The sequence below is a fragment of the Micromonospora sp. WMMD975 genome (genome assembly GCF_029581215.1).
Taxonomy (GTDB): domain Bacteria; phylum Actinomycetota; class Actinomycetes; order Mycobacteriales; family Micromonosporaceae; genus Micromonospora.
The window spans coordinates 3047308-3052701 of the sequence record NZ_CP120739.1; the positions used below are offsets into that span (position 1 = coordinate 3047308).

Here is a 5394-nt window from a genome sequence, read left to right on the forward strand (position 1 = left end):
GGCGAGCACGGCCGGCTCCACGTCACAGGGCGAGGGCCGGCGTGACCACCTGCGGCGTGTGTTCGCCCGGCGCCGGGTGCACGACGAGCTGCGCCAAGCCGTGCGGCACGCCGTCCAGCACGAACCGCCCCTCCGCGTCGGACTCCACGGTCTGGGCCGGGTCGGGAGCCGGGTGCCGCAGTTCGACGCGCACGGCGGCGCCGGGCGCGAGCCAGCCGTCGACCCGTACGAGGCCGTCGGGCCGGTCCACGATCGTGATCATCACGGTCCGGCTCTCCGAGTCGAACGTCAGGGTACGGCTCCGTTCGGTGCCCCGGACCGTGCCGACGAGGTGCTCGTCGCGCAGCCGGGCGACCTCCCGGTCGACGTCGTCGAGGTCCAGCACGAGGCGCACCCGGTCGTCGAGATCGGCGGGCGGCGGGTCGAGTCGGGTGAGCACCGCGGCCAACTGGTCCAGGATCGCCTGGTCCAGGTCGTCGAGCGGCTGGTCGGCGGAGTGCGGGGCGGTCATGTGGGGCTCCACGTCGAGTCGGCGGCCAGCAACTCCCGCAGCTTCGCCAGGCACCGGCCACGGGTCGGTCCGATGCTGCCGCGTGGCATGCCCAGCGCCTGGGCCACCGCCGCGTAGTCGGGACGATCGACGTGGGCGACGATCCGCAGCAGCGTCCGGCACCGCTCCGGCAGTCGCGCGACGTGCCGCCACAGCGCCCGGTCACGTTCCTCGGACAGCAGCACGTCGACCGGGCCGGGATCCGGGTCGGGCGAGGATTCGAGGTCCGCCGCGGGGTGCGGGGCCTGCCGCTGCGCGAGCCCGCGCACCCGCCAGGCTTCCCGGCGGGTGGTGGTCACCAGCCACGCGGCGAGCGACGTCGAGGACCGGATGGCGTGCAGTCCGCGTACCAGCTCCAGCCAGGTCGTCTGCACGACGTCGGCGGCCTCCTCGGCGGTCAGACCCTGGGCGCGGGCGACGCGCCACAGCAACGGGTTGAGCTCCCGGACCACCTCGTCGAGGGCGCCCCGGTCGCCCGCCCGGGCCCGGTCGAGGCACTCGCCGAGCCGGGTCGCGCGGTCCACCGGGCTTCCGGACACCGTGGACACGACGTCACTCCGGGAGCCGCACGGGCGCGGACGCCGGCGCCAACCGGTGGGCGAGCCGGCCCGCGCACCTCGCCGCCGCGAACGACGTGCCGCTCCAGTAGGCGTACGCGCCCCCCGTCGCGGCGGGGGTCGTGGCCAACGGCATGGTGCTCACCGCATGGGTGCCCTCGTGCCACCGGCTCACCCACACCCCGTGATTGCTGTAGGGCGCCCGCACGGTCGGCGAGGAGCGGGCCCCGACGCTGATCACCGTGAGCGTCGGGTCGGCCGCGAACGCCGCCGGATAGACCGGATCGTCGGCGCCGCCGTTGCCGGCCGAGGCGACCACCTGGACGCCGAGGTCCGCCAACCGCTCCAGTGCTTTCCGGACCGGTCTCAGCTCCTCGTCCCCATCCGAGCCGGGACGGCCGAACGCGGTCAGCACCACGTCGAGCCGACGGCCGTCGCCGGCCCGGTCGGCCAGCCAGTTCAGTGCGTGTGCCGCGTTCAGGTCGCTGACCCGACCGGCGTCGCTCATCACCCGTACCGAGAGGATCTTCGCGTCGGGCGCTTCCAGCCGCATCAGTCCGGTGAGGAACGTGCCGTGCCCCCAGTGGCTGCCGAAATCCACCTCGTCGCTCTCGTCGCCGCGACCGTCCTGACCCGCGATCTCCGGAATGGCGCGCGGCGGCGTCCACCCCTCCGCCTCCTCCCAGCACGGCTCGCCGTCCGCCTCCACCAGCCAGTCGTGCTCCCGTACCCCGGTGTCGAGCAGCGCCACCACGGGCCGTCCGGCCGGGAAGTCGCGGTCCGGACGGCGTCGGGGTTTCGGTGGCATCACGTGGTCGGGCGCCGGGAGCCAGGCGACGGTGCCGTGGCCGCTCTTGCGCCCACCAGCCCGGTAGTTGGGGTAGAGGTTGGCTTCCCGCCGGGCGCCGTCCTCCACGGTGGCGGCCGTGCACTCGTAGTCGGGCAGGCACTCGGGCACGCCCTCGGCACGGCCGGACAGCCAGCGGCTGGCCCTGGCCACGGCCACCGGGTCACCCTGGACGGGCACCTCGATCAGTGCGACGTCAGGGGGCGCAGGGGCGGCCGGCGGCGACAGCGGACGACCGAAGCCCGCGTCGGCCAGCAACTCGTTGAGCCGGTCGATCGTCTCGGGGCGCTCCGCCACCCACGCCGGCGCGAGCACGACGTCGGGGCGGTACGGGAAACGGGACACCTGACCTCCCGGTGGGACGGTGGTCACCCGTTCAGTCCAGCACGTTCCCCCACCCCCGCCAAGGGCCGGCCGGTACGTCCGTACTGACCGTTCGACGTGTATCTGGCGCGCCCGTCCGGCCTCTGCCGAGTCAGTCGACTGTGCTCATCGACCTGATGCCGCTGCTCAGCGTCGCGGTGACCGCCGAGACCGCGACCAGGCCGGCGAAGACAAGCATCGTCACGGCGGCCGACAAGTGGGCCAGTAGCAGCCCCGCCAGGCCGGGCGCGAGCGCGGCGGCCGAGGTGGCGGCCAGGAAGATGACGCTCACCACCCGCCCCTGGAGCCGGTCCGGGGTGATCGCCGCCTGATAGCCGAAGAGCACCGCGTTGGCGGTCGGGCCGAGGAACACCGCCGCCGCCAGTGGCATCGCGGCCAGCACGCTCGTCGACACGAACGCGCTGCTCGCCATCAACACGGTGGTGGCCCAGCACAGCACGATCACCAGCGCGGGCAGTCGCAGCCAGCGCTGCACCGCCGGCGCGGCGAGCGCGCCCAGGAAGCCGCCCAGCCCGAAGATCGTGCTGGCCAGGCCGACCAGGACCGAGGGGGTGCCGGAGCGCTGAAGGGACACGATGATCGTGAAGATCATCCCGGTGAAGGCCATGTTCAGCGGCGCCGCGATCACCAGCAGCGCCCGCAGAAACGGGTTGGCCAGCACGAACCGGATGCCCTCGGCCACCGCGGCGCCGCCGGACTGCCGGGCCTGCTCGGTGCGGGGCTGCTCCATCGGCCGGCGGATGAGCAGCACCGCCAGCAGGGAGAGCAGATAGGACAGCGCGTTGCCGACGAACGGCAGGGACCGGCCGAGCCCGTAGAGCAGGCCACCCAACGGCGGCCCGGCGAGCTGGGTGCCGTAGGAGCGGGCCTCGTTGCGCGCGACGGCGGTGGACAACTGCGCACCCGGCACGAGGTTGCGCACCGCGGCGTGCTCCGCGGTGCCGAAGACCGCGTTGGCGGCGGCGCCGATCACGGTGACCACCAGGACCATCGGCAGGTTGGCGATCCCGGCGAGCACCGCGCCGGCAAGCGCCAGGTAGACCACCAGCCGGATCACGTCACAGGCCACCAGCAGCGTACGGCGGGAGAAGCGGTCGGCCACCACACCGGCCGGCAACCGGCAGGCGAGCGTGGTGAGCAGCCCCGCGCTGCCGACCAGACCGGCCTGGGCGGCCGAGCCGGTGAGGAAGAGCACCAGCAGCGGCATCGCCAGATTCGACATGGCGGCGCCGAGGTCGGAGAAGCACTGGCTGATCCAGAGCAGGTTGAAGTCGCGGTTGCGCCAGAGGCTGGCCGGGCGCTCGGCGCCCGGCACCGGCGGATCGGTGACGGTGGGCATCGGCTCCTCGTCGGATGTGGTCGGGGCCGGCTGCGTGGCGGCGCTCATGCCGGCCACCAGGAGCCGTGCGCGGGACGCAGGTCGTCGAACCATTCCGCGGTCGGATCGTACCGGGCGAAGAACTGCCGACCCACGTCGCCCGCGTCGCGGGCCTGGAGCATGCGCAGGCTGAACAGGTCGGCCCCGCCGACCCGCGCCACGCCGTCGACGAGCACCTTGCCCGGCGCGGCCGACATGACCGGGCCGCGCGCGGTGCGGGCCAGCCCGGAGACCGACCGGACCGCGTCGGTGTAGACCTGCCAGGCCCGCTCCAGCGGCACGCTGAAGTAGCTGCGCGCGCCGGTGTCCCGCTCCACGAACATGTAGTACGGGACCATGCCCAGCTCCACCGACCGCTGCCACATCGCCGCCCAGTCCCCCGCCCGGTCGTTGACGTGCGCGATCAGCGGGGCCTGGGTGCGGATCACCGCGCCGGTGGCCCGGATCCGGGCGATTGCCCGGCGCACCTCGTCGGTGGCCAGCTCCCGGGGGTGGGAGAAGTGGGCCATCACGGCGACGTGGCGACCGCCGGCCACGATCCGCTCGAAGAGGCGCAGCAGGTCGCCGGCGTCCGGGTCGGTGGTGAACCGGGCCGGCCAGTACGACAGCGCCTTGGTGCCGAAGCGCAGCGTGCGGATCCGCTCCAGCGCCGGGTCGAGCAGTGGGGACACCCACCGGTCCAGCACCGCCGCGCTCATGATCATCGGGTCGCCACCGGTGAACAGGACGTCGGTCACGCCCGGCTGGTCGGCGAGGTATCCGGCGACGTCCGCGACGTCCGAGGCGGCCTGCCGGATCTCCGCGTTACCGACGAACTGGGCCCAGCGGAAGCAGTAGCCGCAGTACGAGTGGCAGGTCTGCCCCTGCGACGGGAAGACGAGCACGGTCTCGGCGTACTTGTGTTGCAGGCCGAGCAGCCGGCGTCCCCGGTGGGTGGGCACGTTGGCCTCCAACTGGGCGCCCGGGTTCGGGTTGAGCCGCGCGTGGGCGTCCCGGGCCGCCTTCCGGATCACCCCCGGATCGGCTGCGGACAGGTGCAGCGCCGACAGGTGGTCGTAGAGCTCCGGCGGCAGCATGTCCCGGTGCGGGAAGGTGAGCCGGAAGATGGGATCGTTTGGGACGGCCGACCAGTCGATGAGTTCGTCCACGACGTACTGGTTGACCTTGAACGGCAGCACCGAGGATACGACCCGCAGGTCGTGCACGTACTCCTCGGGCATGCCCCGCGCGCCGGCGAGCCGCGCCAGGCGTTCGTGGGAGTAGACCTTCATCACCGTCGCCTCGTTGTCAGCGGGATGGGACAGGAACGGCCGCCGTCGGACGGCCGGGTCGGGACGGTCACCCGGACCGCCCCGACCCCGGTACGGGTCAGCCCCGCGCGGCGGCCATCCGCTCGCGCAGGCTCTTCGGCCGCATGTCGGTCCACACCTCGTCGATGTGGGCCAGGCAGTCCGCGCGGGCGCCGGAGAAGCCCGTGGCGGTCCAGCCCGCCGGCAGCTCACGGTCGGCGAACCAGATCGAGTACTGCTCCTCGTGGTTCATCACGACCCGGTAGGTGCGGTCGTCGTCGTCGACAGCCATCGTCGTTCTCCTTCTCGTTCGGTTAATCGGTCTGACCCCGGTCGGGCGACCGGGAGGTGTGCGGCGCGGGCGGCCCGGCGGTGGGCCCCCGCGGGAG

The 5394-nt window shown here is 73.4% G+C and carries 6 protein-coding genes; all 6 read right to left on the reverse strand.

The genetic code is table 11. The features are described 5' to 3' along the window. Positions 1-22: 22 nt before the first annotated feature. On the reverse strand, positions 23-511 hold the full coding sequence (locus tag O7613_RS13250; RefSeq protein ID WP_281588256.1) for a hypothetical protein: 489 nt from the start codon (positions 509-511) through the stop codon (positions 23-25). After that, positions 508-1098 carry a sigma-70 family RNA polymerase sigma factor gene (locus O7613_RS13255; protein ID WP_281588254.1) on the reverse strand — a complete coding sequence of 197 codons (591 nt, stop codon included), beginning with the start codon at positions 1096-1098 and terminating at the stop codon, positions 508-510. Before O7613_RS13255 ends, O7613_RS13250 begins: the two co-directional genes overlap by 4 nt. A gap of 4 nt (positions 1099-1102) precedes the next feature. Continuing rightward, a complete protein-coding gene (locus tag O7613_RS13260) occupies positions 1103-2299 on the reverse strand; it encodes a S8/S53 family peptidase (protein ID WP_281588253.1) in 1197 nt (398 codons plus the stop codon). A 130-nt stretch (positions 2300-2429) separates the two neighbouring features. After that, positions 2430-3725: an MFS transporter gene (locus O7613_RS13265; protein WP_282294131.1), complete on the reverse strand. Its 1296-nt coding sequence runs from the start codon at positions 3723-3725 to the stop codon at positions 2430-2432. Further along, a complete protein-coding gene (locus O7613_RS13270; protein WP_282294133.1) occupies positions 3722-4987 on the reverse strand; it encodes a lysine 2,3-aminomutase in 1266 nt (421 codons plus the stop codon). The genes O7613_RS13265 and O7613_RS13270 overlap by 4 nt, the downstream gene beginning before the upstream one ends. Positions 4988-5084: 97 nt before the next feature. Further along, the gene (locus O7613_RS13275) at positions 5085-5297 is read right to left on the reverse strand and encodes an MbtH family NRPS accessory protein (protein ID WP_281588247.1); all 213 of its coding nucleotides are present in this window, start codon (positions 5295-5297) and stop codon (positions 5085-5087) included. Positions 5298-5394 lie beyond the last annotated feature (97 nt).

Bases quoted from the DNA above. Each gene is read 5' to 3' on its own strand.
- O7613_RS13265 (WP_282294131.1), bottom strand. From the start codon at position 3,725: ATGAGCGCCGCCACGCAGCCGGCCCCGACCACATCCGACGAGGAGCCG.
- O7613_RS13275 (WP_281588247.1), bottom strand. From the start codon at position 5,297: ATGGCTGTCGACGACGACGACCGCACCTACCGGGTCGTGATGAACCAC.
- O7613_RS13270 (WP_282294133.1), bottom strand. From the start codon at position 4,987: ATGAAGGTCTACTCCCACGAACGCCTGGCGCGGCTCGCCGGCGCGCGG.
- O7613_RS13250 (WP_281588256.1), bottom strand. From the start codon at position 511: ATGACCGCCCCGCACTCCGCCGACCAGCCGCTCGACGACCTGGACCAG.